At 73.1% G+C, this 3,336-nt stretch carries 1 protein-coding gene; it reads right to left on the bottom strand.

What is annotated here, in order from left to right:
* Positions 1 to 49: 49 nt before the first annotated feature.
* Positions 50 to 2,683 (bottom strand): PKD domain-containing protein, encoded by a 2,634-nt coding sequence (locus AB0E96_RS39850; RefSeq protein ID WP_359831570.1) that lies wholly within the window; start codon positions 2,681 to 2,683, stop codon positions 50 to 52.
* Positions 2,684 to 3,336: the final 653 nt, after the last annotated feature.

Below are 3,336 nucleotides of genomic sequence, written 5' to 3'. Positions count from 1 at the left end.
CCCGCACCCGAGGCAGGGTGCGGGCCGCCGCCGCGCGGGAGCGCCGGGGTCAGGACTTCGGCCAGGCGTCCGTGTAGTAGCCGAACAGGTCGGCGATGATGTCGGTGCTGCCGAGATGGTTGTAGATGTCCACCTTGCCGTCCGAACTGACCGGCGTGGTCACGTGGTTGGGCACGGTCTGGCCGGCCAGCACGTTGAGGTTGCTGGTGCCGGGGCGCGGGGTGCCGTGGGCGTGCACGGTGAGGTAGCTGTCCCCGGTGGTGTTGGTGGACGTCACGTTGAGGACGGCCGCCCGGGCGCCGGCCGGGATGCCGCCGACGACGGTGGTGCTGTCCGGGCCCGGCTTGGCGAACGCCCCGGTGCGGGTGTCGGCCAGGCGCACCGGCACGGTCGGCGTGAACTTGGCCTGGCCGTTGGGGGCGTAGTACCCGAAGACGTCCAGGATGACGTGGGTGGACCCGTTGTGGTTGTACACGTTGACGGTGCCGTCCGGGCCGACCGGGACGATGACCTGGTTGGACTTGTCCTTGCCGGGCTCCGGGTTCAGGTTGGAGCTGACCGGCTTGGTCCCGCCGCCCGGGTACACCTTGAGGTGGCTGTCGGCGGTGGTGTCGGTGCTGGTCAGGTTCATCACCACGGAGGTGGCGTCCGCCGGAACGCCGCCGACGCCCGCGACCTTCACCGCGCGGGTCTCGCCCGAACCGAGCTTGCCGCTCTCCCGGGTGTCCACCAGCCGGCTCGGCGCCAGCGGGGTGAACAGGTGGCCGCCGTTGGGGCGGTAGAAGCCGACGACGTCGACGATCACCTCGGCGCGGCCGGAGTTGAGCAGGGTGCTGATCCGCTTGGCGTCACCGATCGGCACGGTGACCATGTTGGACGAGGTGCGGCCGGCCGCCACGTTCACGTTCGAGGTGATCGGGCGGGCCTGCCCGGTCGGCCAGACGGTGAGGTGGGTGTCCTCGGTGGCGTCCGTGACGGTCACGTTCAGGACGACGGTGGTGACGTTCCCCGGCACGCCGTTCGGCCCGGTCTCGGCGCCGGTCGGGATCGCGAAGGGCACCTCGGCGCCGCCCTTGAGGTCGAGCTTCGGGTCCTCGCGGGTGTCGACGAGCCGGTACGGCTCGGTGCGCAGGAACCCGGTCGGCGCGTACGCGGCCCGGAAGGGGTACGCGGCGGTGCTGGTGTGGCCGGCGGTGTCGGTGACCGTCACCGTGACGGTGTAGTCGCCCGGCGAGGTGTAGCCGTGGACGTCCGCGTCCAGGGTGGTGCGGGTGACGGCGGGGGTCCCGTCGCCGTAGTCCACCACGACCTTGGCGACCTGCCACGGCGAGGAGGTGCCCGACGGGTCGACCCGCACGCCCAGCGGCGGGGCGTCGGCGGTGTCGAACTGGTCCGGGACGACCTGCTGGACGGTGGCGCGGGCGGTCAGCGGCCCGGGGTACGTGGCCCGCACCTGCACGGCGTACCGGCCGGTGAACGGCTGGCCGGCGCCGGTGTCCACGGTGACGTTGGCGTAGTAGGTGCCGGCCGAGGCGTAGGTGTGCTTGACGACCCGGGAGCCGGAGGTGACCGCGGGGGTGCCGTCACCGAAGTCGTAGCGGTAGCTCATCACCGAGGTCGGCCAGTGGCCGTCGTCGTTGCCGGTGGTCGCCGTCAGCGTGATCTCGGTGCCGTACGGCGCCTGCTGCTGGTCGGCCGACAACTGGGCGACGGATATCGGCTCCTGGCGCTCGATCGCCCCGCGGTCGTGGTAGCCCAGACCGGTGCCGAGGTTCGGCCGCGACGGGTCGTCGGCCGGGTGCGCGACCGGCACGAAGCCGGGCGCGGTCTCGTCGGCGGAGTCGACGACCTCGCTGTTCTCCGCGTTGCCGTCCTGCCAGCGCGTCAGCACGTAGTCGAGCCGGCCGGCCCGGCCGTCGGTCGCGGCCTGGAGCGCCTCGGGCGTCTCGTACCGGGTGCCCGCCCAGAGGTACGGGGTGCCGTTGCTGAAGTTCGTCCAGTACGGCGCGACGGTGTTCGAGCCGGCCCGGGTGTCCTTCGCGGACGGGGCGGAGACCACGATCTCCGCGCCGTCCGGCTTGGGGCAGGTGTAGGGCGCGGCGGGCGAGAAGTGGCTGCGCACCAGGTTGTTGAACAGGTTCGAGCCGGAGGAGTCGCCGGCCAGCTCGATGCCGACCGTGCAGCCCTCCGCCACCGTGTTGTTGGTGAGGGTCGTCCCGGGCGAGTCGGTGACCTTGATCCCGGAGACGTCGGCGCGGACCACGGTGACCCGGCTGGAGCCGGTGACCGTGATCACCCCGGCGTTCAGCGACCGCACGATGACGTCGTGCACACCGGACAGCCGCAGGTCGCGGCCCACCGAACCCTTGACGGTGATGGGCTTGCCGGGCTCACCCGACTTGGTGACCACGCTGTCGGCGCCGTACGGGGTGCGGAGCACCTCCACCGTCTGGCCGGGCAGCGCCGCCGTGGTGGCCGCGTCGACGGAGCAGAACGGCTTGGCCGCCGTTCCCGGCCCGGAGTCGGAGCACGCCTGGTTACCGGCGTCGACCCTCAGCACCCCGGGCGTCTCGTCGGTGGAGCCGGCGGTGGCGGCCGAAGCCGAGGTGGCGGCGGCGGGAAGGCCGCCGAGCACGGTGACAAGCCCTGCGGCGAGCATGCCCTTGGCGCGGTTGGGGCGCACGATGTGGTCCTCCGGGGTTCCGGGGTGGGGACGGGAAACGCGACCCGGTGGGCACGGGCCCGGTCAGGCGGGTCGGCCCGCGGAGATTCGCGGACGGAACGATTATGACGAGTGGCCGGACGCGATGATCACGCACCCCACCCCTCACCGTCACCGGACCGGCACACTTCCCTCCCCGGCCCGGGATCCCGGAGCGAACTCCGTTCCTCCACAGGGGCGTTGCGCGCTCGGGACCGCGCCCTGCGGCGCGGTCCCGCCCATGGCGTCCGCCCGCCGCGCTTCCGTGACCAGCTCCCGGGAGTGCCGCGCTCCGGTCCGCTGTCTGCCGGGCCCGTCCCGGCCCTCGGCCGTACGGGAGGGGGGAACGCGCCGCAGCGGCACCGTTGCTGAGACCGTGCCGGATCGCTCCCGGCCTCGGACTCCTCGCCACGGCGGCCGTGACGGTCCGGCTGGCTCTTGGGCGTTGACCGGACACAACCTCTCGACCCCGCCCGGTGCCGGGCCGGGCCGGGTCAGGGGGCCGGGAACCGCTTGCCCGAGGCTCCGGCGGCGCGGTGGCACAGCTCGATGAGCGGGCCGAGGAACTGGCCGCCGTACGCGCGGGCGGCGGCGTCGCCGACCTGCTCAAGCCGGAGTACAAGGGCCAGGTCGCC

It is taken from the genome of Kitasatospora sp. NPDC036755 (genome assembly GCF_040636595.1).
Lineage (GTDB): Bacteria > Actinomycetota > Actinomycetes > Streptomycetales > Streptomycetaceae > Kitasatospora.
The sequence above is the reverse complement of the archived record's forward strand: the minus strand, read 5'-3'. Positions and strand labels throughout refer to the sequence as shown.